We start from the raw sequence: 24,366 nt of genomic DNA, 5'->3' as shown, positions 1-24,366 counted from the left end.
CGGTCGCGGGTCACGACATCGTCATCGCCGTTGAGTGGTGGGGAACAGGACCCTAGCCGGGCTTCCCTCTGTCCTGATGAGGCGCTTGCCCGCGGGGTGTGCCGACACCGATTGCAGATCAGCTGATCCGTCGCGTGATTTGAGGGGGGCAATGTGACGTCGTTTCGCGCAGATCGCGCAAAGGGCCGCCTAAGGGCAATGCTGGCGGCCCTACTGTTGCTCGTGGCCGGCGTCCAAGCCGCCGAGTTCGATGTTGCCGATATCCGCGTCGAGGGTCTCCAGCGCATTGCGGCCGGGACGATCTTCAACTATCTGCCTGTCCAGGTCGGGGATCGGGTCAGCGACGGGATCACCGGTAACATCATCCGGACGCTCTATGCGACCGGTTTTTTCAGCGACGTGCGTGTCGAGCGCGAAGGCGACGTGCTGATCGTCGTTGTGCGGGAACGGCCGGCGATTGCCCAGATCGATATCACGGGTAACAAATCGCTGAAGACCGACAAGCTCAAGGAGGGGCTGGCCGACATCGGCATGTCCGAGGGCCGGGTGTTCAACCCGGTGATGCTGGACCGGATCGAGCAGGAGCTGCGGCGGCAGTATTTCGGTGCCGGCAAGTACGGTGTCGAGATCGAGTCGACGGTCTCGCCATTGGAGCGCAATCGCGTTGCGGTGCGGATCGCGATCGGCGAGGGGCGCACGGCGCGCATCAAACAGGTCAATATCATCGGTAACGAGGCCTTCACCGAGAAGGAGCTGCTCAAGCAGTTCGATCTCGGCACGACCAAGTGGCACTCGTTCTACACCAAGAACGATCAATACTCGAAGCAGAAGCTCGGCGGCGATCTCGAGGCCCTGCGCTCGTTCTACCTCGACCGCGGCTATGTCAACTTCAAGATTACCTCCACGCAGGTGTCGATCAGCCCCGACAAAGACGGGATGTATGTGACCGTTGCGATCGACGAGGGCGACGTCTACCAGGTCAAAGACATTAAGCTTGCCGGTCAGCCCTCGGTACCGGTCGAGGAGCTGTTTCCGCTGATCCATCTGCGCCGCGGAGAGGATTTCTCTCGAAGCAAGGCGACCGAGAGCGCTGAGCGCATCTCTGAGCTCCTCGGCAGCGAGGGGTACGCCTTCGCGAACGTCAACGCGGTGCCGGAGATCGACGAGGAGGCGAAGGAGGTCACGATTACCTTCTTCATCGATCCAGGCAAGCGCGTCTATGTGCGTCGGGTCAACATGGAGGGGAATACTCGCACCCGTGACGTGGTACTGCGGCGCGAGATGCGCCAGCTCGAGCGCGCCTGGTTCTCGACCGAGCTGGTCAAGCGCTCCCGCGAGCGCTTGCAGCGGTTGGGCTATTTCGAGGACGTGACGATCGAAACGCCGGCGGTGCCCGGTCTGGCCGATCAGGTCGATGTCGATGTGACGGTCAAGGAGAAGCCTTCCGGAAATCTGTTAGCGGGTGTCGGCTTCTCGCAGTCACAGGGTCTGCTCTTGAATGCGAGCGTGACCCAGAACAATTTCCTCGGAACTGGGAAGCGCGTCTCGTTTGCGGTGAACACGAGTCGAAGCGCCCAGCTCTATCGGCTTGCCTACACCAATCCGTACTTCACCATCGACGGAATCAGCCGGGGCTTCGACCTCACCTATCGGGCAACCGACTTCGATGATCTGACCGGCGCCGACTACTCGACCGACATCGGTCTCGCCGAGATGAACTTCGGCCTCCCGATCTCCGATACGATGCGGGCCGGGCTTGGTTTTCGCTATCAGTACACGCGTTTCTTTCCAGGGGGTGCGTCGCTGCTGGCCCAGGATTTCGTCGATGCAAACGGCGACACATTCAACGATTTCTTCCTGACCGCGAGCTATACGAAGGACAGCCGCGATTCGGCGATCTTCCCAACGCGCGGAACACTGCAGCGGGTGTTCGGCGAGGTCGCCGTGCCCGGCAGCGACCTCCAGTACTACCGTCTCAATGTCCAGGGGCGCCAGTACATCCCATTGACCCAGCGCTTCACTTTCGCCGTTCGCGGTGACCTCGGTTATGGCGCATCCTATGGCGATACACCGCAATTGCCCTTCTTCGAGAACTTCTATGCCGGCGGACCGCGATCGGTCCGGGGCTATGACGCCTATACGCTCGGCCCGCGCGAAGTCGATGGCGATCAAGACCCGGTCGGTGGCAACCTCAAGCTGACCGGCGGGCTCGAGGTCTATGCGCCACCGCCGTTCGGCGGCGATTTTGAGAACACGGTGCGGCTCGGCGCCTTTCTCGATGTCGGTAATGTCTGGTGGACCGAGTCTGAGCCATTGGTCGACCGGACGGGCTTTGATCTCGGTGAGCTCCGTTATTCGACAGGGCTGTCGTTTGCCTGGCTGTCACCGGTTGGCGCCCTATCGTTGAGCTTGGCCTATCCGCTCAATTCAGAGGACGAGGACGAGACACAGATCTTCCAGTTCTCGTTTGGACAAACCTTCTAATCACGGGTGGCTATGTTGAGACCAGGTTGGCAACTCTTGGCCTATCTCAGCCTGCTCCTGGCGGGCACGGCGGCCGCTGATGATCCCTTCCGAATCGCTGTCATCGACCCGAATCGTATCGTCGAAGAGTCACCCCAGTATGAGGCGGCCCGTAATCTGCTGAGCGCCGAAGCGCAGGAACGCGAGGCCGAGCTGGCTGCGCAGCAGGAGGATATCGACCGGCTCGAGAACCGACTCGAGCGCGACGGCGCACTGATGCGTACCGATGAGATCACCCGCCTGCGCAATGATATCCGCGCGCGCGAGCGGCGGTTGCGGTACGCCCGCGAGGAATTGCAGGCCGACTTCGCGCTTCGTCAGAGCGATTTGCGGACAAAATTGGTGAAACAGGTCGAGGAGGTCGTGGAGCAGGTCGCCAAAGACAACGACATCGATCTGATCCTGAGCGAAGGGGTGGTCTATTCGAGCGCGCGCGTCGATATGTCGGATGAGGTCATCGACCGTCTGAAAGAGGTCTTCGAGAAGCGCTGATCGGCTCGCGAAGGGCCGCCGGTCATCGAACTCCAGAGATAGCATACAAGCGATGCTGGTTAGTGAGCTTGCAACGCGCATTGGTGCCAGGTTCGCTCAGGGCCCGGACGCCGATGTGACCAGGGTCTGTGCGCTCGACGACAGCTGCGCTGATGGATTGAGCTTCCTGAGCTCTGGGCGGCACCTCAAGGGGCTGCATGCCACTGGTGCGGGGGCAGTCATCCTGGCGCCGGAATTCGTCGGCGAAGCACCCTGTCCTTGCCTGACCGCCGAGAACCCAACCCTTGCGTTCGCGCGCGCGGTCGAGCTGCTCCATCCCCGGCAACGCGCACCGGTCGGTTGCCACCCGAGCGCCGTGGTCGCCGGGACAGCAGTGATCGACCCGAGCGCCTCGATTGGCCCGCTCTGCGTGATCGAGGATCAGGTCCGCATCGGCGCCGGGGTCGAGATCGGCCCTGGCTGCTTAGTCCAGCGCGACAGCGCGATTGGTGATGACTCGCGGTTGACGGCTGCAGTGACGATCTGCGCCGGGAGCATCATTGGCAAACGTGTACTATTGCATCCTGGGGCGGTAATCGGGCGCGATGGTTTCGGGTTTGCCCGAGATGGGGAACGTTGGGTCCGCATCCCGCAGGTCGGTCGCGTGCGCATCGGCGACGATGTCGAGATCGGCACCAATAGTGCCGTCGATCGCGGCGCCATCGGCGAGACCCTGATCTCCGATGGGGTCAAGATCGACAATCTGATTCAGATCGGCCACAACGTTCAGGTCGGTGAGAATACCGCGATGGCGGCCTGCTCTGGGGTCTCTGGATCGACGAAGATCGGTAAGAACTGCACCGTCGCCGGCGCGGTGGGGATGGCGGGGCACTTGACCATTGGCGATGGTGTGCATTTTAGCGGCATGGCGATGGTGACTCGGTCTTTCGAGCAGTCCGGGAGCTACAGCAGCGGCATCCCGGCCATGCCGAGTGCCGATTGGCGCCGAAACGTCGCCCGTTTTCGGCATCTCGATGAGATGGCGCGACGGCTGCGGCGGCTCGAGGACGAGGTTGCGGCCCTCCGAGAAATGCAGGCTACCGAGTGACGGCAGCCTCCCTCAACCCAGGTGAGAGCGGGCGCGGGCAAGGCTAGTGCTGCCTTTAGGCAACGCTGAGACGCCCGGCATCGGCCGCTGTTGTGACGAATGAAGAACAAGCGTAGAGGACGCATGATGATGAGGCGCAGCCGGCTTGCTGGAGGTGGTCTTGATTAAGATGGATATCCATAAGGTGCTGAGTCTGCTGCCGCACCGTTATCCGTTTCTGCTCGTCGATCGGGTCGTGCTGTTCGAGCCGAATGAACAGCTGATCGGCCTCAAGAACGTGACCTTTAATGAGCCCTACTTCACCGGGCATTTCCCGGTGCGTCCGGTGATGCCGGGGGTTCTCATCATCGAAGCACTAGCGCAGGCGACCGGGCTCTTGGCGATGGAGTCGCGGCCTGATGAGGTCGGGGAGAAGTCGCTCTACTATTTCGTTGGTATCGATAACGCACGCTTCAAACGCCCAGTCGAGCCTGGTGACCAGCTCTTCCTCGACGTCAGGGTCCATAATGTAAAGCGCGGTATTTGGAAGTTCTCGGGGGAAGCGCGCGTGGACGAGCGGATGGTCGCGAGCGCCGACATCATGTGCACGGCCCGGGATTTCTGAGTCTTGATCCACCCAACCGCGGTCGTCGATCCTTCCGCGCAGCTCGACGATGACGTCGAGGTTGGACCCTATGCCATCATCGGCGCCGATGTCCGGATCGGCCATGGCACCTGGATTGGCCCGCATGCCCTGGTGCGAGGACCGAGCGTGCTCGGTTGCGATAATCGCATCTTTCAGTTCGCGTCGGTTGGCGAGGAGCCTCAGGACAAGAAATACGGCGGCGAGCCGACGAGGCTGATCGTTGGCGACCGCAATGTCGTGCGGGAATCCGCCACGATCCACCGTGGAACCCTCCAGGGCGGCGGTGAGACCTGCATTGGCAATGACAACCTGTTCATGGCCTACACCCATGTCGCGCATGACTGCATCATCGCGGACCATGTGATCATGGCGAATGCGGCCTCCCTTGGCGGGCATGTCGTGATCGAGGACTGGGCGATCCTGGGCGGCTTTTCCATCGTCCACCAGTTCTGCCGGATCGGTGCGCACAGCTTCAGCGCGATGGGTTCGGTGATCGGCAAGGACGTGCCGCCTTACGTCACGATTGATGGACACCCTGCAGTGCCCCGGGGGATCAACAGCGAAGGACTCAAACGCCGAGACTTCTCGAACAACGAGATCAATGCGATCCGCCGCGCCTACCGGCTCCTCTACATGTCGAACCTGAAGCTCGATGAGGCGATGCACGCGTTGCAGACATTGGCAGAGAGCGAGCCCGTGGTTGCTCGGATGGCCGCATTCCTGAGCACGAGTGCTCGCAGCATCGTGCGCTGATCGGTCAAGTTGAAGTCACAGGTGATCGGTATCGTGGCCAACGAGCCGTCGGGCGATCAGCTCGGCGCGCTGTTGGTTCAGGCCTTGCGCGAGCGGCGGCCTGAGCTGCGCTTCGTCGGGGTCGCTGGGCCGAAGATGCTGGCGCAAGGCTGCGAGACCCTGTTGCCGATGGAGCGGCTCTCGGTGATGGGGCTTGTCGAAGTGCTCAAGGTGCTGCCGGATCTGCTGAAGGCACGGCGGGATCTGGTCGCCAAGCTCGGTCGGTTGAACCCGGACGTCGTCATCGGAGTGGATGCCCCGGACTTCAATCTCGGCCTTGAACGGCGGCTGCGTGCGCGAGGCATCCCGACCGCGCATTTGGTCAGTCCAACGGTCTGGGCCTGGCGACCCGGCCGGGTCAAGGCAATCCGGCGCTCGGTCGATCTGATGCTGAGCATCTTTCCCTTCGAAGCGGAGTTCCTGAGCCGTCACGATGTCGCTGTCGAATACGTCGGGCATCCGCTCGCCGATGCGTTTCCATTGGAGGTCGACCGCAGCGCGGCGCGGCGCGCACTGGGGATTAAGGGGGCTGAAGGGCCATTGGTTGCCCTGCTGCCCGGGAGCCGGCGCGGCGAGGTCGAGCTGCTCGGCCGGCCGATGCTCGAGACCGCGCGCTGGATTCACGAACAGCGCCCAGCGGTGCGCTTCATGGCGCCAATGGTCTCCCCCAGCCTTCATGCGCGTTTCGATGCGATGCGTCTCGCGTTGGCCCCCTCGCTGCCATTGCGCTTGGTCGACGGGCAAAGCCGTGAGGTCATCGCGGCCGCTGATTGTGTCCTGACGGCCTCAGGGACGGCGACGCTTGAGACACTGTTGTTGAAGCGCCCCATGGTCGTCGCTTACCGGCTCAATTGGCTGACGTTCCATTTGGTCAGGCTACTGCGCTTGATCAAGGTGCGCTATGCCGCGATGGCCAACCTGCTGGTCGGGCGCGAGCTCGCGCCTGAGTTTCTGCAGGAGCGCTGCCGTCCCGATCAGATGGGGCCGGCCGTGCTGGCCCTGCTCGACAGTCCTGAGCGGCAAGCCGAGATCGCGCGCGTCTATACCGCAGTCCACCGCGAGCTCAGGCAGGATGCCTCGGCGCGAGCTGCTGAGGCGATCCTGCGCCTGCTCGATCAGCGTTCCGGGCACGCCTATGGCTGACCCAATCGTCCCGGTCGGGGTCCCCTCGGCGCACACGGCCGGCGTCGATGAGGCCGGGCGCGGTCCGCTCGCCGGACCCGTCTATGCGGCGGCGGTGATCCTCGATCCACACAACCTCCCGGAAGGCATCACCGATTCCAAGGCGTTGTCTGCCGTCCGTCGGGAGCGCTTGGCGGGCGAGATCCAGAGGCGGGCGCTTGCCTCTGCGGTGGCCTTCGTCAGTGTTGTTGAGATTGACCGGCTCAATATCCTCCAGGCCTCGCTGTTGGCGATGAGACGTGCGATTGAGGCGCTCGCCGTGGTGCCGAGCTTGGCCCTGATCGACGGCAATCGCTGCCCTGACGGGCTGCGCTGTCCGGCTCAGGCTGTGATCAAGGGAGACCGCAGCGTCGTGGCGATCGGTGCGGCATCCATCTTGGCGAAGGTGGCGAGAGATCAAGAGATGGTGCGTCTGGATCAATGTTATCCAGGCTATGGATTCGCGCAGCACAAGGGATACGGAACCAAGGCGCACCTGGATGCACTGCAGCGTTTGGGCGTCTGTTGTGAGCATCGACGAAGCTTCGCACCGGTAAGGGCGCTGATCGCTCGAGCCGATCAGGTCCGTGAACAGCAGTGGAATGCTCCGTGAACAGCAGCTGAATCGCCTTGGCTCGGATCACCCAGCGCTGCCAAGGCCCTGAGCAGGACGGGCTCGATTTGATTATGGACGCCAAAGCCCTTACGCACTGAGAAGCTGAATTCGCCCGAGAAGCCCCACCGTGACACGGCGACCCCCTAAGAGATCTCGTATTCGCCGATCCGAATTCAGGAGTACCCAGCATGCGCTGCTTACCGAAACGACGCACCCGATTGCTGAGCCGACTGTTCGGCCTCGCCTGGGCGCTGATCGCCGTCGCGTCGACCGCCTATGGCAATGATGTCGAGCTGACGCCCGTAGAAGGTGAGCCGATGGCGCCGGACTTCGCGCTTCAGGGCCCGCAGGGTGAACTGTACCGGCTCGCCGATTTTCGTGGGCAACCGTTGATCGTCAACTTCTGGGCGACCTGGTGTCCACCCTGTCGCGCTGAGATGCCAGCGATGCAGCGCGCCTGGGAACAATTGCAAGACGACGGGATCGGCGTGATCGCGATCAATGTCGGCGAAGACGCCGAGTCGATCGAGGCATTCGTCGAGCAGGTCCCGGTCAGCTTTCCGTTGCCGATGGATACCGATTCCGCAGTGACCCAGCGTTGGCCGTTGCGAGGTCTGCCGACGACCTTCGTCTTGGCGCCGGATGGACGCTTGGTCTATAAGGCCACCGGTGAACGGGAGTGGGATGATCCGGCGCTACTCGATAGGGTGCGAGCACTCAAGCCCTAGCCGCTGCGTTGCGTCGGCTCAGGCCGCTGCGCCGCCCAGGCGGCCCCGTCCATCTTGAGTCGTTGATGTTAGACCGCCCGTTATCTCAGCAGGTCGTTGACCAGCCGGGCTGTGATCAGCACGGCGGCGCCGGTGATCAGCCCGAAGGCCGCGAGCAGGAGCCAGTGGAAGCCACGGTTGATACTGCGCAGCAGCCGGCCCCATCCGCGAAGCTCCGCGTCCGGGGCCGCTGGCACCGAGGCGAAGGCCTGGATGAAAACGAGTCCACAGAGCACCCAGAGCAGTGCGGTGATCAGTGCAGGCAGTGCCGTCTGTAGGCTGGCGAGGTTAGGGTTGAAGATGGCGATCGCTGTAACGACCGCGAGCAGTGCCAAGGCGATGCCCAGCACCGGGCGCAGCGGCTGCAGAAACCGGGCGTAGCGAGAGACTGTTTCGAGCATGAGTGGCTCCAGGCGGTTCAATATCCTAGTCGATCCACTTTGTTGCCTGATCTGCGCGGCGGTCAACTGCAGTTTATAGCCATTCCGCCTGATCGCCGGACAGAAAACCCGGAGCAGTCAGCACCGATGGGCTCAGCCTGTCCGGAAACCAGGGCGGGTGACTATATGCGGTTCGAGGTTCCGGTCTCGACAGGGGCTTATGCGCGGCCGTCGACCGGATCGACCCGATGCATCCGGATCGAGGCGAGCAGTCGGTGATGCAATGTGCTTGGCAGCCGGTTGCCGCCAAGAAGCGGGTTTGTGGTGGCGCTCATGGTTTTGGCGCTCATGGTTTTGGCGATCATCGCAAGGTCACGCCTCGACCGAAGACCTCGGCGTGGCTGACGTTGAGGCGCTAGGCCGCTGGCATCAAGAGCGCTCGATCCGCAGCTTCAGTACCGCGCGCTCATTGGCCTCCGTGACGGTGAAGCGCCAACCGGCGTGGATGACACTTTCGCCGACGCCTGGGATGTGACGCAGGCGTGCCTCGACAAAACCGCCGGCGGTGTGGAACTCGGTGGCCGGTAGATCGATGCCGAGCAAGGCGTTGAGGTCCGAGATCGGCACCCTGGAGTCGAAGACGTAGAGCCCCTGGTCGATACGCTGGTAGTGGCGCTTGCGCTTCTGATGATACTCGTCGAAGTCATAGCCGACCTCGATCTCGCCGACCACCTCCTCGAGGATGTCCTCCATCGTGATCATACCGATGGCCGAGCCGAACTCATCGACGACGACGGCCATATGGTCCGCGCGCTCGCGCAGCACTGGCAGCAGCTCGTGGATCAGCTGTAAGGGCGAGACGTAGAGTGCTGGGCGCACCAGCTCGCCGAGCGGTTTGGTCGTCACCTCCTCGTCCATCAAGTCCCAGACCGTCAGCGTGACCACCCCGGTCACATTGCCGATGTTGCCCTGATAGATCGGCAGTCGGTTGAAGCCGGATTGGCGCACCAGCTGCACCGCGTCATGGGTGCTGCGCAGGTGGTTCAGCGCGGTGATCTCGGCGAGCGGGACCATCGCCTCGCCGACCGTGGTGTCACCGAAGCGGATCGCGCGCTCGATCCGTTTGCGGTCGAACAGCTCGACCTCCGCGCCGCGGTCGGCCATGTCCACCAAGGTGCTGAATTGCTGGCGGGTGATGAAGAGACTCGAGGCCGAGCGCGGTCCGCGCGCGAGTCGCGCGGCAACGCGAGCGACGAGCGAGAAGACCCAGACCAGCGGGTAGAATAGGATCGAGAACAGGCGCAGCGCATGAACAACCGACGGGGCCAATTCATCCGCCTTCTGCTGGTAGACGCTCTTCGGTACGATCTCACCGAAGACCAGCAGCACTGGGGTGAGTAACAGGAAGGCGTAGAGCTCGCCCAGCTCGCCGAAGCCCTGGATCATCAGCAGCGTGCCAAGCGTGGTCAGGGTGACCACGGCGATGTTGGTCCCGATCAGCGTTGTCGTGAGCAGGACCTCGGGGCGCTCGAAGAGCCGGAGCGCGAGCTCGGCGCCGCGGTGGCCCTTGGCCGCGCGCGCCTTGAGCCGGAACTTATCGGCATGCACCAGCGCGATCTCGCTGCCGGAGAAGAAGCCCTCTAGCAATAGCAGGGCGACCAGGAGCGGAATCACAATCAATGGGTCCATCATCTCAGCGCTCCGCCCTGGACTCTGATTCGCTCTTTCCGGCGGCTGAACCGGCGGCTGAACCGGCGGCTGAACCGGCGGCTGAACCGGCGGCTGAGCCGGCGGCTGGGTCGGTAGTCGGCTCTGGGGAGGGCGCGGGTTCGGATGCCATCGATTGCGCCGGCGCATCGGCGCTGGCGCCTTGGTCGGTGTTCGGGGACTGCTCGGGCTCGGCGTCCGCAACCGCCCCGCGCGAGACCCGTACCCGGGCGATGCGATGCCCGTCCATCGCCAGCACCTGGATCTCGCAATCCTCGACCCGGACCCGATCCCCTTCTTGCGGCAGGCGGTCGAGATGGCGGAAGGCGACGCCGGCGATGGTGGTCATCCGTGGGTCCCAGATGCCGAAGTTGGTGAGGTCGTTGAAGTCGGTGAGCTTCATGTCGCCGGGGACCTCATAGAGGTTCTCGTCGCGCTCCAGATACATCGCCTGGCCTTTGGCCTCACCGGAGAGGTGTCCGAAGATGAAGGTCAGCACGTCGCGCATCGTGATGATGCCCTCGACACCGCCGAACTCATCGATCACCAGCGCAGCGCGGGTCCGGTTCTCCTGGAAGAAATCGAACATCTCGTCGACGCGCTTGGTCGGCGGCGCCACCACCAGCGGCCGCAGTAGGCCTTCGATTTGGAGATCGCTCAGATCGGGCTGGTCCAGCATCAACGGCAGCACGTCCTCGAGCTGCATGAAGCCGAGCAGGTTGTCCCGCTGACCGCGGAAGACCGGGACGCGCGAATGGCGCAGGGCCTTGAATTGCCTCAACGCCTCGTCAACGGGCAGATCGCCGTCGATGAAGGCCATGCGCGTGCGCGGCGTCATGATCTCGACGATCTCGGTCGCGCCCGCATCGAGCAGATGGTAGATCAGCGTCCGTTCGGTCGCCTGCAGCTCACCTTCGTCGGCGACCTGATCGACCAACGAGCGGAACTCGTCGATCTGCAGGATATTCGCCGGGGCGATCTCGCGTCCCACGATCCAGGTGGTCACCTGGTCCGAGATCAGGCGCAGTGCAACCCGAAGCGGCGTCACCAGACGGACCCAGAGCCCCATCGGTGCGGCGACCATCCCTGCACTGACCCGGACCGGGTCCGACATCGCGATGGTCTTGGGCGTGACCTCGCCAAGCAGCAGCAGCAATGGGACCATGATCACGATGTTGATCACCCCGGCCCGCTCTTCGCCATAGAGGGTCATCAGGATGCCGGTCATGTTGGCGACGGCGGCGATGTTGATGAGCTGATTTCCGCAGAGCACCGAGATGATCAGTCGGCGCGGCTGATCCAGCAGTGCCTGCAGGGTGTCGATGCGTGGATGGCGACGGCGGCGCAGCTCTTGCAGGTCGAGCCGCGAGAGTGAGAACAACGCGGTCTCAGACCCCGAAAAGAACGCTGACCCGAGTAGGAGCAGGGCCTGCAACAGCAGCCGGACGACCATATCCGGTGCGGCAAGGAGTGCCGGATCGAAGCTCAAGAAGGCGCTGATCTCGGCTGCGAACGCAGCCGGCAACGCCAATGCCCCGCTGAGCAGCGCGTCGAGTCCGTCGGCGGCATCTGCTGGCGCAGCCGCCAAGGCTGTATCGAGGGAAGGCGCTGGGTCTTGATGTTGGGTCAATGCGGGAAGACCGGCTGCTCTGCAAGGTCGCGAGGCTAACCGAGGCGTGCTCAGCGCACAACAGAACCGGGCCGCGGCTTGCCGGAGAGACTGGAATCGACGCTTGCAAGGCAGACTCGACTCAAGGCTTGCCGAACAGACTGGAATCGACGCTTGCAATAGAGCATCCCGAGCACGACTTGGAACACTGTTTAGGAACACCCAGACGATCAACCATGACCGCTATCCATCTCAGTGCCCCCGATATCGATCCGGACGAGGTTGCCTACTTCGAGAAGCTTGCCCATCGTTGGTGGGACGATCAAGGGCCATTCTGGCCGCTGCACAAGCTCAACCGGTTCCGGGTCGACTACATTCGCGCGCAGCTCTGCCGCGTGTTCGCCCGCGATGCCAGGGCAGAGCGGCCGCTCGAGGGGCTGGAGATCCTCGACATCGGCTGCGGCGGTGGGATACTCAGCGAGTCAATGGCGCGGCTCGGGGCGCGGGTCACCGGCACCGAGATCACCGAGAAGAATATCCGCGTCTCGCAGATCCACGCGGGCTGGAGTGGCTTGGACGTGACATACCGGTTGGTCACCGCGCACGATCTTGCGCGCGAGGGCAAGACGTTCGACGCTGTCCTGAATATGGAGGTCGTCGAGCACGTCGATCACCTGCCCGATTTCCTGGCCGATTGTGCCCGCCTAGTGCGGCCTGGCGGCGTGATGGTGGTCGCGACCATCAACCGCACGCCGCTCGCCTGGGTGACCGCGATCTTCGGGGCGGAGCGTATCCTCGGCTGGCTGCCGAAGGGGACGCATCACTATCGCAAGCTGGTCAAGCCAGACGAGTTGACGGATGGCCTCGGCGCTGAGATGGTGCCGGTGGACCGCACCGGTGTGCGTGTCAATCCATTCAATCGGGTATTCAAGTTTTCCAGCTCGATGGCGGTGAATTATATGATGGTCTTTCGACGCGCTAACGGATCGGTGACGGCGGACCAGGCCAGCTCGACCCCAGCCGAGGCCAGCGTATGAAGATCGCCCTCTTCGGCGCCACCGGCGGCACCGGCCGACAGGTCCTGACGCAGGCATTGGCGAGGGGTGACTCGGTGCGGGCGCTCGCGCGCGCACCAGAGAAGCTGGACGCGGTGCCCGGCTTGGAAGTGGTTGCCGGCGATGTGCTCGACCAGGCTGCCGTCGACCGCTGCCTCGACGGCGCTGACGCAGTGGTCTGCGTGCTCGGCAGCCATGGCGGCAAGGACCCGGTCGAGGCCGAGGGCACGGCGCGGATCATCGACGGCATGCAGCGTCTCCAGATCAAGCGCCTGGTCGCGGTGACCTCGCTCGGGGTCGGCGATAGCCGAGATCAGGTGCCCGGCTTCTTCCGGGTACTGATGCAATTGACGCTGAAGCGGATCATGGCCGCCAAGGAGGAGCAGGAGGCACTGATCAAGCGCAGCGGGCTGGATTGGACCATCGTTCGACCCGGCGGGCTGACCGATGGGCCTGCGACCGGTGACTATCGCAGTGGGACCGATCCATCGATCAAGGCGACCCGGATCGCGCGCGCCGATGTCGCCGATTTCGTGCTGCAGCAGCTCGTCGACGATCGCTACCTGCACCAGGCACCGGCGGTCAGCTGAGTCCTGCGCGCCCCCGACACAGGCCGCCCCGATCCGATACGGATGCGCCCCCCACGCCAGGACTGGTTCTTCGCGCTGCGCCAAACCGCGCTCTTCTTCGGCTATCTGTTCTGCGCGCTGACGCTTGCGGTGGTACTGACCTACCCGGTCATGCAGACCGGTTGGATCGACTACGAGCCCCAGCGCGTGATGGGGCGCCTGGCGCAGGTCTTGATCCTGGCCGGCCTCTGGCCCTTCCTGCGCTGGCTGGACCTCGCGGACCGAGAGTCGCTGGGCTTCGCGCTCGGAAGGCCTCGGTTCATCGAAACGGTGAAGCGGGGCTGGCTCTTCGGCGTGCTCAGCCTGCTGGTGCTGGTGCTGCTTGAACTCGGACTCGGCGTGCGTGTACCCGATCCGGACTGGTCGGGCGAGCTGTGGGGCCTGCTACAGAAGGCCGTCGCAGCGCTGATTGGCGGTCTGCTGATCGGTCTGCTCGAGGAGACCTTCTTTCGTGGCGCGCTCTACTCGAAGATTCGACGTGGGGCCGGTGTCGCCGCTGCGGCGTCCGGCTCGGCAGCACTCTATGCTGTCGTGCACTTTCTGAAACCGCACGCCCTACCGGCAGGGCAGGCGTTCGATTGGCCTGGCGCCTGGGCCATGTTCATCCATGTATTCACGGGTTTCTTCCAGTGGCAGCATCTGGACTCGCTGGTCGCGCTGTTCGTCGCAGGCATCTTGTTGGCGCTCGTCCGCGAGCGCTCCGGTCACATCGGCTGGTGTATCGGTCTGCACGCTGGTTGGGTCTTCGTGATCCAGCTGACCCGACGTGTGACCGATGGTGACGAGGCCTCAGAGCTTGCGTTCCTCGCGGGTCACTATGACGGGGTCATCGGTTGGCTCGGGGCCGTCTGGATCGCGGTGATTGCATGGGCCTTCTGGCGAATGAGCACACGGTCGCCGTCGGTGGGATGTTGAGAATGCGCTGGGGCGGGTGATCAGCGCTCGGCCTGGTTTGTTTCCAGGCTTACCGCCGGTTCCGGTGCTGTCTCGTCGGTCTCGCAGGCCGACTTGCAGCCGAACCAGAGGACGCGTTGCCCGGCCAGTGCCTTGAGCGGTTTGGCGTGTTCCAGCACGCTGACCTCGCCGTGCTCATCGATGATCAGCAGCGGGATCGCGTCCTTCGGCAGCGCCTTCCTGAAGGCGTCGAGGTCGAAGCTCTCCGTGATGCGCGACCCGTGAAAACCCCAGCCTTGGTACCAGTGCCGCTGCAGGTCTTCGTATTGCACGTCTGCGGAGAACGCGGTGCGGCCGCGGACACCGGGCGCTGGACGGCGGGCCTCGGCCCGATCCCCGCTCGCGAGCTGGTAGACGCGCTGGCGCCCGAGCTCCGGCGCGAAATGGGCACAGACGAGGGCGTTGTAGGCGTCGTTATTGGTCAGCGCCAACAGCGAGCGGAACGCGCCCAGCTCCAGCGCGTGCTCGGCATGCTCGGAGAGCAGCTCGCCGAAGAACACTGGCACACCGGCAAGCCGGGCGTTGCGCAAACGGTGCCAGGCATTATCGGCAACGATGACGGGGATCTGACGCTCATGCAGCGCCTTGGCGAGCCCGGTGCTCCAGGCGGTCGCGCCGGCGATGATGAGTCCGCCGCGGCGTTGCGCGCTCAGGTCGAGCCGCCGCGCCAGCCAGCCCAGGCTCAGGCCATGCAACGCCACCGTGAGCAGGATCAGCGTGAAGACCAGCGGCAACAGCTGCTCGGCACCGGGGAAGCCTTGCTCAGCCAGCGCCGGCCCGAAGACCCCGGCGACGGCTGCAGCAACCACGCCGCGCGGCGCGATCCAGCCCACCAGCACCCGCTCTTGCCAGCTCATCCCGGCTCCGATCGTCGCGATCCAGACCGAGACCGGACGCACCAGGAAGATCACCACCGCGACCAGGGCCGCGCTGCGCCAATCCATCGCCGACATGATGTCCGGGTCCAGGTCCGCGGTGAGCAATATGAACACACCGGAGACGAGCAGGATGGCGATGTATTCTTTGAAGCGGCGTATCTCGCCGATGCTCGGGAGATTCATGTTGCCGAGCACGATCCCGAGCACCGTTGCCGCGATCAGACCGGCCTCGTGAAGCACCAGGTTGGCGAGGGAATAGACGCCGATCGCCGCGGCCAGCGCGATCGGCCCCTTGAGGTATTCCGGGACCTGACCGGCCAGGAAGGTCCGGCCGAGCAGCCAGCCCCCGATGCCGCCCAAGGCCAGGGCGCTGAGCACCCCGAGGGCCGTGTGCAGCAGGGTCTCATCGAGCGGGGCGGGGCTGTTCCCGCTGCCCACACCCGCGAAGTAATCGAACAGCACCACGACCAGCACGGCGCCGATCGGGTCATTGACGATCCCTTCCCATTTCAGATAGGCGGCCGGACGCCGTTTCAGACGTGCCTGGCGCAGCAGCGGCAGGATCACCGTCGGGCCGGTGACGATCAGGATGGCGGCGAAGATCACTGCAACCGGCCAAGACAGCCCGGCGATCCAGTGCGCTGCGACCGCGGTAAGCGCCAGCCCAAGCGCGACGTTCAGGGTGACGAGCCGATTGACGACCGCGGCGGATTGTTTCAGCTCGGCGAGGTGCAGCGACAGGCCACCCTCGAACAGGATCGCTGCGACAGCAAGGTTGATCAACGGTTGGTAGGCCTCGCCGAGGGCCTCGCTGGGACGGAACAGGCCCAGGATCGGACCGATCAACAGCCCACCGAGGCTGAGTAGAACGATCGCCGGGATCTGCAGCCGCCAACCGAGCCATTGGGCTGCGAGCCCGAGCACGGTCAACAGTGCCAGGGCATCGGTCAGATGTTGGGTCATACTGAAGCCGTTAGCGGGTGGCGAGTACCAGGCGTTTCAGAATGGCGGCGCGGAACGCCCAATGGGTTCAGGATGAGGCAGCGCCCAGGAGGATGCGGCTGCTATCTCATCGAGGCCTGCGAAGCTGGCCTGAGTCGGGCCTGTCCCGTTTGGGTCTCCTAAACCTCGCTGGCGTTCCAGTTCCGGAAGGCGAGCAGCCAGGAGCCCAGACCCGGGTTCGGCTCACCGTGCGCCTGCAGCAGCTCGGCGAGCTCGCTCAGCAGCTCCCGGAAGGACCGGACCAGCAGCTGCCAGCTGTGCGGATCGAGTTCGGGGTTATCCGCCATGGTCTCTGCAGCGAGCGAGCCGGCCCCCGCCCACCAGTCATTGCCGTTGATCGCCCGCCAGACGGCCTCGGGCTCCTCAGCGAAGCGCTGCGCCAGCGTTTTCACCTCGGCTGCCCGCGGGTGCCGTAACTGCTCGAGCAGGTCGGCGAGCTGCTCGAGAACAGCCTGCGTGCGCTCCCGCAGTGCCTCTTCCCCCAGCCTCGGCTGCGGCGCTGGCCGGCGTCGCGCACGCCGGCGAACTGTCGACGGTGGCGTCGAAAAACAATCCCCGATGACCGTTTCGATCTCGCTGCGTTTGGCCTCGATATCGCCGACCAAGGCCAGTTGGATCTGCGCCTTCGTCAGGTTCTGACATGGGTCGGTCACGCGAAAATAGCGGTCGCCCTCGAGATAGTCGGTCAGGAACCGCATCGCTAGCTCGAGCGGGATCAGCGCGATCGCCGGGTAGAGCAGGGCGAGCGCGTCTGAATCGAACAGGGGTGCAGCGACCTCGGAATAACCGCTCATCAGGGCACGGGCGAGCGTGAGGTCGAGCTCGGCCGAGGGTTCTTCACCGAGTGCGCTCGCGCGATTGCAGCAGGAGCGCAAGCAATCGGCCAGGTCATGATGCAGCAGACCGGGTTGTACGGTATCCAGGTCGATCAGGCAGAGCGCGCGGTCCGAGTCCTGTGCGAACAGGACATTGTCGAGCTTCGGATCGCCGTGGGTGACCCTGGTTGGCAAGGTCCCATCGCATCTCGCGCGCTGCAGGACCGGCAGCAGTGCCGCGCGTGCCTCGATCTGTTCCAGCGCGATCTCGATCTCATCGCAAAGGGGTCTGACCGGGGCGTTGAGCCCTGCATCGAGCTTGACCCTGCACTGGGGCGTGTCATGGAGCTCGGGTAGGGTCAGATTCAACCGGCTTGGCGGCAGGTCGGCGAGGGCGACGTGAAAACGCCCGAGCGTGAGCCCGATCTCATGTGCCTGGCGCGGATTCTCGAGCGGCTTCAAGACCCGGCTATGCTCGATGTACTCCATCAACCGCCAGGCGTCGCCGTTGTCATCGCGGAGGGTCGCCCGGCCGTCGCTGTCCCGCATTAAGCGGGGCAAGCGGACGCCGGCATCGGGATGCCCGGCGAGCCAGTCCTGGATGCACAACAGATTGGCGTCGATCGCATCGGCATCCTTGAACACGAGACCGTTGATCCGCTGGAGCACGAACTGTCCGGCCTTGCACTTGAGCAGTCGCGTGTCGTTGATCAGCCCGGCGCCGAGCGGCCGGATCTCGAAGCGAGCCTCCAGCGGAAAGAAGCGCTGGGCGACTCCAATCGCCTGCCCATCGCCGCCCTGTTTCGGCGCATCCGTATTCGTCATACCCTCAGTCGCCCTATGTTCGGCGCAAGTGTCGGTCGCCATCGCGACGCGCGCTGCTGCAATCCATACGGGAATCTGGTTGAGATGTCGCAGTCTAACAACTTTCGGCGACGCGCTTGGTCCGGTATACTAGGCGTTTGTTTCGAGACGTCGCGCCCTTAGCTCAGCTGGTAGAGCATCTGACTTTTAATCAGGTGGTCGTTGGTTCGATTCCAACAGGGCGCACCATTCAAATCAACGGGTTAGCTTCTCTCGGGGCTAGCCCGTTTTTCTCTGAGTCACCATCAAGTCACCACGCGGATGCATTTCGGTCTTGGTCTTGGTGACTCGGAGCAGCAGGCCAGCAGGATCAGCGGGGCCAGTGCGGGCAATCGTCGGGGTGCCGTCGTGCTCGCGGTCGGTCTCTTCGGCGATCCCAAGCAGCCGGTGGGCGCGCGCTGGTCGTGTTCTGGGGTGTCGAACCAGTCGGACGCGCGGGCTTCGATCCAGTAATCCCAGACGGCATGCGGGATGTGCTCCGGGCGGCTGTCTTCGGGCATGGTCGCGCGACCTTCGACGCGCGGGCCTTCTGTGGAAGGACCAAGCTAGGCGGTGAAGGGGCCGCGGTTCGGGAGCTACCCTGGGCTTGGTCGGGACAGTGCAGCAGGTGGGGCGCGGGTTACATCAGACCGCGGGCGGCCAGGCTGCAATAGGTTCCGGTCTAGGCGGCGCTCAACGCGGGTCAGGCGCTCGCCTAAACGGTCAATGGTGGCTTGCTGGCGGGCAGTCGCCTCTTCGGTATAGGCGGCATCGGCGCGGGCTCGGCTGGCTGCCAGCTCCAGATGGGTGAGCCGATGCTTCACCTCCGTCATGTCGTCGCTTAGCGCGTCGATTGAGCGGTCTCGGCAGTCATGCGGTTGGCCTCGATGGTTGCCTTGCCTATAAGTGAGGATTCTTCACTTATCCAGATGCTCTCTCGTCGCTCGCGTGATCGCGTCAGCTTGCCTTGCGTCGCTCGGGCAGCTCTACCACGTTCGCGCTCGGCGCCAGGCCGGCGGCGCCTATGATCCGGGCGCCGTGCTGCTCCAGGGCGGTGCTGACGCTGTCTTCGCCGAAACGGGCGTAAACCTAGGTGGTGCTGGCGGTGCTGTTAATCAGGTGGTCGTTGGTTCGATTCCAACAGGGGCACCATACAACATTCAGCGGCTTAGCTAACCAATGATAAGCCGCCTCCCTAACCTGAAGGCCCTTGATCATCTCGCGATCACCAATCCTGGATGCTTCAACAGCCGCCTCCTAGAGCGCTGTCGGCGCAGGCATGCTGGCCCCGAAGTGCTGCTCAATGCGGCGCTAACATGGATAGGGTCCTCATTTGGGTTTCAGCGCTGGGGCTCATGCAGTCGTCACCCAGTTTTCCAGTCGGAGTCCGTTCAGGCGCCGAAACGCGGTCTCGTTCTTGGTTACCAGCGTTGCTTGCTCGGCGAGCGCGTGGGTGACGTGGACCCAGGGGGCCCCCGACAGGAGGCACTTCGGCTAGCATTGTCTCCACCCGTTGGACCACTCACCTGGAGCGCCCGCCATGACCAGCCCTGCTTACCTGCTCCCCAAACGAACCCGACCGACCTGGATTCCGGCCCTCGAACCGCTCGACTGGGCCGAGGAGCCCGGGGTCGCGCTGCCTCTGCTGGGCTATGTCAGCGCCGGCCGGCCGATCGAGACGCCCGAGGACGATCAGACGGTCGTCGTCCCGAGTCACATGGCGCGCAAGGCCAGTTATGCGCTGCGGGTGCGCGGGCACTCGATGACGGATGACCAGATTCAGGATGGCGACACGATCATTGTCGAGCAACGCCAGACCGCGGAGAACGGTGAGACGGTGGTGGCCCTGATCAACGGCGAGCGTGTGACCCTGAAACGCTTCTATGTCGAGGCCGACGGCATCCGCTTGGAGCCGGCGAACCCGGAGATGGAACCGATCTATCTCAAGCACGACGAGCTGGAGATCCTCGGCATCGTCACCGGCGTCATTCGGCTCACGGAGTGAGGGCACTGATCGCGTATCCGATAGCGTCATAGGCTACTCATCGCATCGTGAAGCGCCTTATCGGTGGCTCTGCAAGCGTATCCCGATTGCCGGTATGAGGTCTCTGGCCGGGCCTCTGACCGGGCCTCTGACCAGGCTTCTGTCTGGGCCCTCATGGCGGTCGTTTCTTGAACGCCTCGGCTGAATCGAGGCCGACACTGCCGGGCTGTGAGGGGATTCGAGGAGGCTGAGTCTTGCGCCGCAAACCCGTCGCGTTCTTGTCCACGGTCTTGCTCGGCTGCACGGTTCTGCTGGAGGGCTGCGTTATCGGCGCTGCGATGGTTGGTGCGAAGGTCTACTCCGATCATGAAACCAGGAAGTCACTGACACAGGCCGTTCAGGATTACCGCGAGGCAGCGGCGGCCGTGGAGCTGGGAGACCCGAAGGAGGAGGTGCTTGCACTGCTGGAGCCGACCCAGAGCCATCTGAAGAGCGCGCTGCGGCGGGAGCCCCATCGCTATCGGCGTGGCAGCTCGCAGATCGAGATCTACTATTTCCGCTCGGGGTGGGTGGAGGATGGGCTCATCACGGACGACGAGTTCACGCCGTACATCTTCAAGGATGGCCGTCTTGTCAATGTCGGATGGCGGACGCTGACCGGGCCCAGGACCTGGGGGCGACCCGTTCAGTAGTGATAGGAACGGAGCCACCCGGGAGGCAGAGTTCCGGGCAGCTCCGGATAGGTCCGGGCAGCTCAGGTGGGACGGACGGTGCGGCCTTAGAAGCCCTATCAAAATGCCCGGCTAGCCCGCACAAGTTGCGGATTTGTTAGGCCATAGAGGGCATTCTGTTAGTGCTTTTTAATCCATTGCCGCGTTAGAAGTCCTCCGTCTCGGAACGGTTTTGCAGCAGCGGGGTCTGCGGCGCAGGCGGTTGCGATGGTTGATCGGTTGCTGAGTGCAGCGTCGTCCGCTGGGCCTCGCGCTGGGCCTCGCTGCCATCGACGAGCTGACGCAGATCGGCCACGATCTGCTTCAGCTGCTCAGCCTGATTCGCGAGCTCAGCGCTCGCCGCGGACGATTCTTCCGCATTCGAGGCGCTGATCTGGGTGACCTTGTCCATCTGCGAGATCGCAAGATTGATCTGCTCCACGCCGCGAGCCTGCTCGTCGCTGGCCGTTGCGACCTCGCTCATCAGCTGAGTGACCTTGCTGCTGGCGTTCACGGTCTCCTCGAAGAGTGAGACCATATCCTCAGCAACGGCCTTACCCAGGTATTTTTCGAGCTCGGTCGAGACCTCCTTGATCCGGACCGTGTTCTCTTGCGCGGATTTCATCAGCTCATTGGTGTTGTTGACCTCTTCAGCACTGCGTTGGGCCAGTTTGCGAACCTCGTCGGCGACGACAGCAAAACCTTTGCCTTGCTCGCCGGCACGAGCCGCCTCGACCGCGGCATTCAGCGCGAGCAGGTTGGTCTGGAACGCGATCCCGTCGATGGTGTTGACGACCTTGGCGGTGCTATTGGTGCTCTCTTCGATCGCCTTGATGGCGGTGTCGAGCTTCTCGAGCCTGGTGCGGACCTCTTCGGCGGTGGCCCGAGCGGCCTGGACACCTTGATCGGCCTTGTCGTTGGCGCTGCGGCTCAGGGTGTCGGCCTCGCGGGCATGCTCGGCGTTCTGGCGCGTGCCGGCGGCCATCTCTTCGACGCTGGAGCTGGTCTCCTCCAGACTGCTCGCTTGCTCACCGGCGCCTTCGGCCATTTGCTGGCTGCTGATGTTGACATGGCCGCTGACAGTGGCGACCTGTTCACTGCCTTCCTGCAGGTCCTTCACGACACGGTTGATCGGGTCAACGATCGATTTGGTGATACGAATGGCAAGTGCGATACCGGCGACGAGCGCGATCAGCAGGCCGATGCCGACCCCAAGGCTGCTGATGTTCATGCTCTGCATGGTATCGTCGGCGATCTCCTGCGTTCCTTTCATGCCCGCCTCGGCCGTGACCTGGCATGCCGTGATCAGCCTTCTGCCAGCGGTCTCACGGTCCCTGGCAAGGGTTTCATTGGCCTTCCAGGTGGACACCAGCGATTCCATCGCTTGCTTATAGCTGCCTGCCGCCGCCCTCGTGTCCTCGATCTGTTTCAACAGCGCCTGATCAGTAGTGTTTCCCTCGAGCTGGGCCAAGAGTTCCTCGATCCTTGGCATGTTCTCGTTCAATGCGGTATCGATATAGCTCAGGTCATTGAGCGCCTGGGCCTTGAAGGCCTTGATCCGGGTCTCATTGCCAACGTCGATGACGTTGTTGACGAGGGTGATATCGCGATGACGTGCACCCAAGTCGGCGGCCATCGCTTCGATCTGATTGTCTAGAAAGGTGTCGGTCGCCGACACGAATTGGTTGGCGGCCGCATCCATCGCATTACGGAACTCTGCGAGCTGGCGCTCATCGGCTGCGATACCCTGTTCGGATTCCTCGGCAAAGGCCTCGATCGCAGCCTCATACGCCTTCCCGCTCCGCATGATTGCATCGAGCTGGTCGAGATCCTCCTGCTTACCGGTGATCGCCTGGATCGACTCTATCTCGGGCACGATCTCGGCGAGGTGCTCGAGCGCCTCTTGTCGCAACAAGCGCGAGCCAATGGCCTGGGACTTGAAGTTTGCGACGCGGGCGCTGGTGCCGAGATCGACGATGTTGGTCACCGCCCTGATCTTGGCGATACGCTCTTCAAGGGCTTGCTCGAACAGCTGGTTCTGGAGATCCAGGAATTCGCTGCTCGCCTGCATATAGTCGGCGCCACTCTCGTCGAGCTGTTTGCGGAGCGCCTCGAAGCGCTCCTGAAGCTCGCGTGTCTGCTCCATCATGTTGAAATAGGTGTTGCGCGCCTGCTCGGCCTCATCGATCTGGCCCGCCAGTGCCGAGAGATGGGAGGCCGTCTCGTTGAGCGCCTTTGCGTCATCGAGCGCCTCGTCGAGCGCGTCGGCCTCGGTCTCGGCTTCCCGCCAGTAGCTGTCGATGCCCGTCAGGCTGTAGCCACGCATCGCGTACATCAGCCGGTTGGCGGCGCCCCGTAGGCGCGACGCCACATCGACCTCGGGCACGTATTCCTCGGCCAAAATCGACGCCTTGTCCTTGACGATGAGCATGTTGATCGTGGCAAAGCCGCCCAGTATCGCGATGATCACGATCAGCGCAGCGAACCCGTAGATAATCTTGCTGCTAAGCTTCAGGTTTTGAAACATTTTTCGTCCACGGCCTTCAAGTTGGTGAGGTCGGCTCTTGTTCCGTCGGAGCCAGAGCGAGCATGGGAACAGGTACTCTTCGAGCTCGTAGAAAAGCGTAAGTGGTATCGGTCTATGGGACCGGAACTATAGCTCATCACGCGGAATCGCATGAATACTCGAAGCTTCGATGGCGAGCATCTTGCTTGATTATTTTGATTGATTCCGGTTTGGATGAGTCGCGCCTGATTCGCATTTGGCATATGATCGATGTCTAGCGCGACGATTGCAGATGATGACGTTAAGGGACGGGCATATTCCATTACGTTGATTTGAGTCAAAGATGATCGAAACGAAAAGCGAGCACGAAGGGGTTTGATCCTTGACGCCGTTTTATATCTTGTTGGCTTTTGCGGCGTTGCTCTTGGCGCTTCTTCTGCTTTTGTTCGCTCAACGCCGGCGTCCGCGCTTGCGTGCCCAAGCATTTGAGCGGCGGGCGTTATTGTCACCAGCGGAGCGTGAGTGCTACCGGCTGGTCACCGAGGCGCTTGGGGATGGGTACCGGGTCTGCCCAAAGGTTGCCGCAGCGGCGCTGTTGCAGCCGGCAGGGCGCAGCCGTCGGCAGCGGCGGCGGGCAGTCGAGCTATTGGGGGAAGGTCTAGCGGATCTCGTGATCTGCACGCTTGCCGAGACCTCGCCGCTCCTGGTGGTCATCTTCCGCGATGGCCGCGGTGATCGCAGATCGCGCCGCGGGGAAGCCCGGTTGCGAGCGGCCTGCGCGGGGGCCGGGCTGCCGACGCTCGAGCTACCGGTAGAGGCGCCGCCGTCGGTGAGCAGGATAAGGGAGTTGGTCGACGAAGCGCTTAGGTTGGGCGAGCCAGACGGGCCGAGCGGGCATGGTGAGCCTGGCATCGAGACGCGGCGTCAGTTGATGCAGGCCGACGATGACGACGAAGAAACGGCGATGCTGGCCTCGCTGTCTGCGGCGATGCGGGATACAGAGGACGATGCAGGCCAGCGCTGAGTGGCGAATACCTCGGGCCTGATCGGGCCTGATTGGGCCTGACGGGGTCAGGGGAGCCGGATCAACATGCCGCCTAGCCCGACTTCGATCATGCGGCCGAGTTTTTCGGCACAGCCTATTATAGCCATGCTACGTGATCGCCGGACAGAAAGCGCCGGAACAGTCAGCACCGAGGGGCCCCAGCTTGTCCGGAAACCAGGGCGAGTG

Annotated in this window: 21 protein-coding genes and 1 tRNA gene; 15 read left to right on the top strand and 7 right to left on the bottom strand. The window is 63.4% G+C overall.

All coding sequences use genetic code 11. The features are described from left to right. Positions 1-198 precede the first annotated feature (198 nt). The 8 genes from bamA to CKO40_RS04600 all read left to right on the top strand — a co-directional run bounded on the left by bamA (position 199) and on the right by CKO40_RS04600 (position 8,024). Entirely contained in the window at positions 199-2,484 is a 2,286-nt protein-coding gene (gene bamA, locus CKO40_RS04635; RefSeq protein ID WP_200345020.1) for an outer membrane protein assembly factor BamA, read from the top strand. Between the two features lie 36 nt (positions 2,485-2,520). Further along, a complete protein-coding gene (locus tag CKO40_RS04630) occupies positions 2,521-3,015 on the top strand; it encodes an OmpH/Skp family outer membrane protein (protein ID WP_242476824.1) in 495 nt (164 codons plus the stop codon). Positions 3,016-3,067: 52 nt separating this feature from the next. After that, positions 3,068-4,102, top strand: coding sequence for a UDP-3-O-(3-hydroxymyristoyl)glucosamine N-acyltransferase (gene lpxD, locus CKO40_RS04625; RefSeq protein ID WP_200345019.1), 1,035 nt, complete (start codon positions 3,068-3,070; stop codon positions 4,100-4,102). A gap of 169 nt (positions 4,103-4,271) precedes the next feature. Then, positions 4,272-4,706 carry a 3-hydroxyacyl-ACP dehydratase FabZ gene (fabZ, locus tag CKO40_RS04620; RefSeq protein ID WP_200345018.1) on the top strand — a complete coding sequence of 145 codons (435 nt, stop codon included), beginning with the start codon at positions 4,272-4,274 and terminating at the stop codon, positions 4,704-4,706. A 3-nt stretch (positions 4,707-4,709) separates the two neighbouring features. Continuing rightward, the gene (lpxA, locus tag CKO40_RS04615) at positions 4,710-5,480 is read left to right on the top strand and encodes an acyl-ACP--UDP-N-acetylglucosamine O-acyltransferase (RefSeq protein WP_200345017.1); all 771 of its coding nucleotides are present in this window, start codon (positions 4,710-4,712) and stop codon (positions 5,478-5,480) included. A gap of 9 nt (positions 5,481-5,489) precedes the next feature. Then, positions 5,490-6,662 (top strand): lipid-A-disaccharide synthase, encoded by a 1,173-nt coding sequence (gene lpxB, locus CKO40_RS04610; RefSeq protein ID WP_200345016.1) that lies wholly within the window; start codon positions 5,490-5,492, stop codon positions 6,660-6,662. Then, entirely contained in the window at positions 6,655-7,293 is a 639-nt protein-coding gene (gene rnhB / locus CKO40_RS04605; protein ID WP_200345015.1) for a ribonuclease HII, read from the top strand. The genes lpxB and rnhB overlap by 8 nt, the downstream gene beginning before the upstream one ends. 191 nt (positions 7,294-7,484) lie before the next feature. After that, on the top strand, positions 7,485-8,024 hold the full coding sequence (locus CKO40_RS04600; protein WP_200345014.1) for a peroxiredoxin family protein: 540 nt from the start codon (positions 7,485-7,487) through the stop codon (positions 8,022-8,024). An 80-nt stretch (positions 8,025-8,104) separates the two neighbouring features. Here the strand turns inward: CKO40_RS04600 and CKO40_RS04595 are convergent, their stop codons facing one another. The 3 genes from CKO40_RS04595 to CKO40_RS04585 form a co-directional block, all read right to left on the bottom strand. Then, entirely contained in the window at positions 8,105-8,464 is a 360-nt protein-coding gene (locus tag CKO40_RS04595; protein ID WP_200345013.1) for a hypothetical protein, read from the bottom strand. Positions 8,465-8,872: 408 nt separating this feature from the next. Further along, positions 8,873-10,132, bottom strand: coding sequence for a hemolysin family protein (locus CKO40_RS04590; RefSeq protein WP_200345012.1), 1,260 nt, complete (start codon positions 10,130-10,132; stop codon positions 8,873-8,875). Positions 10,133-10,136: 4 nt separating this feature from the next. Then, positions 10,137-11,780 (bottom strand): hemolysin family protein, encoded by a 1,644-nt coding sequence (locus CKO40_RS04585; RefSeq protein WP_200345011.1) that lies wholly within the window; start codon positions 11,778-11,780, stop codon positions 10,137-10,139. Positions 11,781-11,995: 215 nt separating this feature from the next. Here CKO40_RS04585 and ubiG point away from each other — a divergent pair, with 215 nt between their 5' ends. Genes ubiG through CKO40_RS04570 form a run of 3 tightly spaced genes read left to right on the top strand, consistent with a single transcriptional unit; the run spans position 11,996 to position 14,358 of the window. After that, positions 11,996-12,796: a bifunctional 2-polyprenyl-6-hydroxyphenol methylase/3-demethylubiquinol 3-O-methyltransferase UbiG gene (gene ubiG / locus CKO40_RS04580; RefSeq protein WP_200345010.1), complete on the top strand. Its 801-nt coding sequence runs from the start codon at positions 11,996-11,998 to the stop codon at positions 12,794-12,796. Continuing rightward, positions 12,793-13,404, top strand: a complete 612-nt coding sequence (locus CKO40_RS04575) for an NAD(P)-dependent oxidoreductase (RefSeq protein WP_200345009.1) — start codon at positions 12,793-12,795, stop codon at positions 13,402-13,404. Before ubiG ends, CKO40_RS04575 begins: the two co-directional genes overlap by 4 nt. Before the next feature lie 42 nt (positions 13,405-13,446). Further along, a complete protein-coding gene (locus tag CKO40_RS04570; RefSeq protein WP_338074117.1) occupies positions 13,447-14,358 on the top strand; it encodes a CPBP family intramembrane glutamic endopeptidase in 912 nt (303 codons plus the stop codon). Positions 14,359-14,378: 20 nt separating this feature from the next. Here the strand turns inward: CKO40_RS04570 and CKO40_RS04565 are convergent, their stop codons facing one another. Beyond that, positions 14,379-16,238 carry a cation:proton antiporter gene (locus CKO40_RS04565; RefSeq protein WP_200345008.1) on the bottom strand — a complete coding sequence of 620 codons (1,860 nt, stop codon included), beginning with the start codon at positions 16,236-16,238 and terminating at the stop codon, positions 14,379-14,381. Positions 16,239-16,396: 158 nt separating this feature from the next. After that, complete coding sequence (locus CKO40_RS04560) at positions 16,397-17,917, bottom strand: phosphotransferase enzyme family protein (protein ID WP_200345007.1); 1,521 nt, start codon at positions 17,915-17,917, stop codon at positions 16,397-16,399. A gap of 152 nt (positions 17,918-18,069) precedes the next feature. On the opposite strand from CKO40_RS04560, the gene CKO40_RS04555 reads away from it, so the two are divergent. Next, a tRNA-Lys gene (locus CKO40_RS04555) sits at positions 18,070-18,145 on the top strand. A gap of 56 nt (positions 18,146-18,201) precedes the next feature. On the opposite strand, the gene CKO40_RS04550 is transcribed toward CKO40_RS04555, so the two are convergent. Beyond that, a complete protein-coding gene (locus CKO40_RS04550; RefSeq protein WP_200345006.1) occupies positions 18,202-18,456 on the bottom strand; it encodes a hypothetical protein in 255 nt (84 codons plus the stop codon). Between the two features lie 1,019 nt (positions 18,457-19,475). Between CKO40_RS04550 and lexA the strand changes: the two genes are divergently transcribed. Further along, positions 19,476-19,940 (top strand): transcriptional repressor LexA, encoded by a 465-nt coding sequence (lexA, locus tag CKO40_RS04545; protein ID WP_200345005.1) that lies wholly within the window; start codon positions 19,476-19,478, stop codon positions 19,938-19,940. 233 nt (positions 19,941-20,173) lie between these two features. Next, a complete protein-coding gene (locus tag CKO40_RS04540) occupies positions 20,174-20,611 on the top strand; it encodes a DUF3192 domain-containing protein (RefSeq protein ID WP_200345004.1) in 438 nt (145 codons plus the stop codon). A gap of 184 nt (positions 20,612-20,795) precedes the next feature. On the opposite strand, the gene CKO40_RS04535 is transcribed toward CKO40_RS04540, so the two are convergent. After that, positions 20,796-23,156: a methyl-accepting chemotaxis protein gene (locus tag CKO40_RS04535; RefSeq protein WP_200345003.1), complete on the bottom strand. Its 2,361-nt coding sequence runs from the start codon at positions 23,154-23,156 to the stop codon at positions 20,796-20,798. 448 nt (positions 23,157-23,604) lie between these two features. Between CKO40_RS04535 and CKO40_RS04530 the strand changes: the two genes are divergently transcribed. Beyond that, positions 23,605-24,159 (top strand): DUF2726 domain-containing protein, encoded by a 555-nt coding sequence (locus CKO40_RS04530; RefSeq protein WP_200345002.1) that lies wholly within the window; start codon positions 23,605-23,607, stop codon positions 24,157-24,159. Positions 24,160-24,366 lie beyond the last annotated feature (207 nt).

It is taken from the genome of Halochromatium glycolicum, assembly GCF_016584085.1.
GTDB lineage: Bacteria > Pseudomonadota > Gammaproteobacteria > Chromatiales > Chromatiaceae > Lamprobacter > Lamprobacter glycolicus.
This window is presented reverse-complemented; position numbering and strand designations above follow the sequence as displayed.

Bases quoted from the DNA above. Each gene is read 5' to 3' on its own strand.
- lexA (WP_200345005.1), top strand. From the start codon at position 19,476: ATGACCAGCCCTGCTTACCTGCTCCCCAAACGAACCCGACCGACCTGG.
- ubiG (WP_200345010.1), top strand. From the start codon at position 11,996: ATGACCGCTATCCATCTCAGTGCCCCCGATATCGATCCGGACGAGGTT.
- CKO40_RS04565 (WP_200345008.1), bottom strand. From the start codon at position 16,238: ATGACCCAACATCTGACCGATGCCCTGGCACTGTTGACCGTGCTCGGG.
- fabZ (WP_200345018.1), top strand. From the start codon at position 4,272: ATGGATATCCATAAGGTGCTGAGTCTGCTGCCGCACCGTTATCCGTTT.
- rnhB (WP_200345015.1), top strand. From the start codon at position 6,655: ATGGCTGACCCAATCGTCCCGGTCGGGGTCCCCTCGGCGCACACGGCC.
- CKO40_RS04595 (WP_200345013.1), bottom strand. From the start codon at position 8,464: ATGCTCGAAACAGTCTCTCGCTACGCCCGGTTTCTGCAGCCGCTGCGC.
- CKO40_RS04600 (WP_200345014.1), top strand. From the start codon at position 7,485: ATGCGCTGCTTACCGAAACGACGCACCCGATTGCTGAGCCGACTGTTC.
- CKO40_RS04535 (WP_200345003.1), bottom strand. From the start codon at position 23,156: ATGTTTCAAAACCTGAAGCTTAGCAGCAAGATTATCTACGGGTTCGCT.
- CKO40_RS04560 (WP_200345007.1), bottom strand. From the start codon at position 17,917: ATGACGAATACGGATGCGCCGAAACAGGGCGGCGATGGGCAGGCGATT.
- CKO40_RS04570 (WP_338074117.1), top strand. From the start codon at position 13,447: ATGCGCCCCCCACGCCAGGACTGGTTCTTCGCGCTGCGCCAAACCGCG.
- CKO40_RS04575 (WP_200345009.1), top strand. From the start codon at position 12,793: ATGAAGATCGCCCTCTTCGGCGCCACCGGCGGCACCGGCCGACAGGTC.
- CKO40_RS04550 (WP_200345006.1), bottom strand. From the start codon at position 18,456: ATGCCCGAAGACAGCCGCCCGGAGCACATCCCGCATGCCGTCTGGGAT.
- CKO40_RS04590 (WP_200345012.1), bottom strand. From the start codon at position 10,132: ATGGACCCATTGATTGTGATTCCGCTCCTGGTCGCCCTGCTATTGCTA.
- lpxD (WP_200345019.1), top strand. From the start codon at position 3,068: ATGCTGGTTAGTGAGCTTGCAACGCGCATTGGTGCCAGGTTCGCTCAG.
- bamA (WP_200345020.1), top strand. From the start codon at position 199: ATGCTGGCGGCCCTACTGTTGCTCGTGGCCGGCGTCCAAGCCGCCGAG.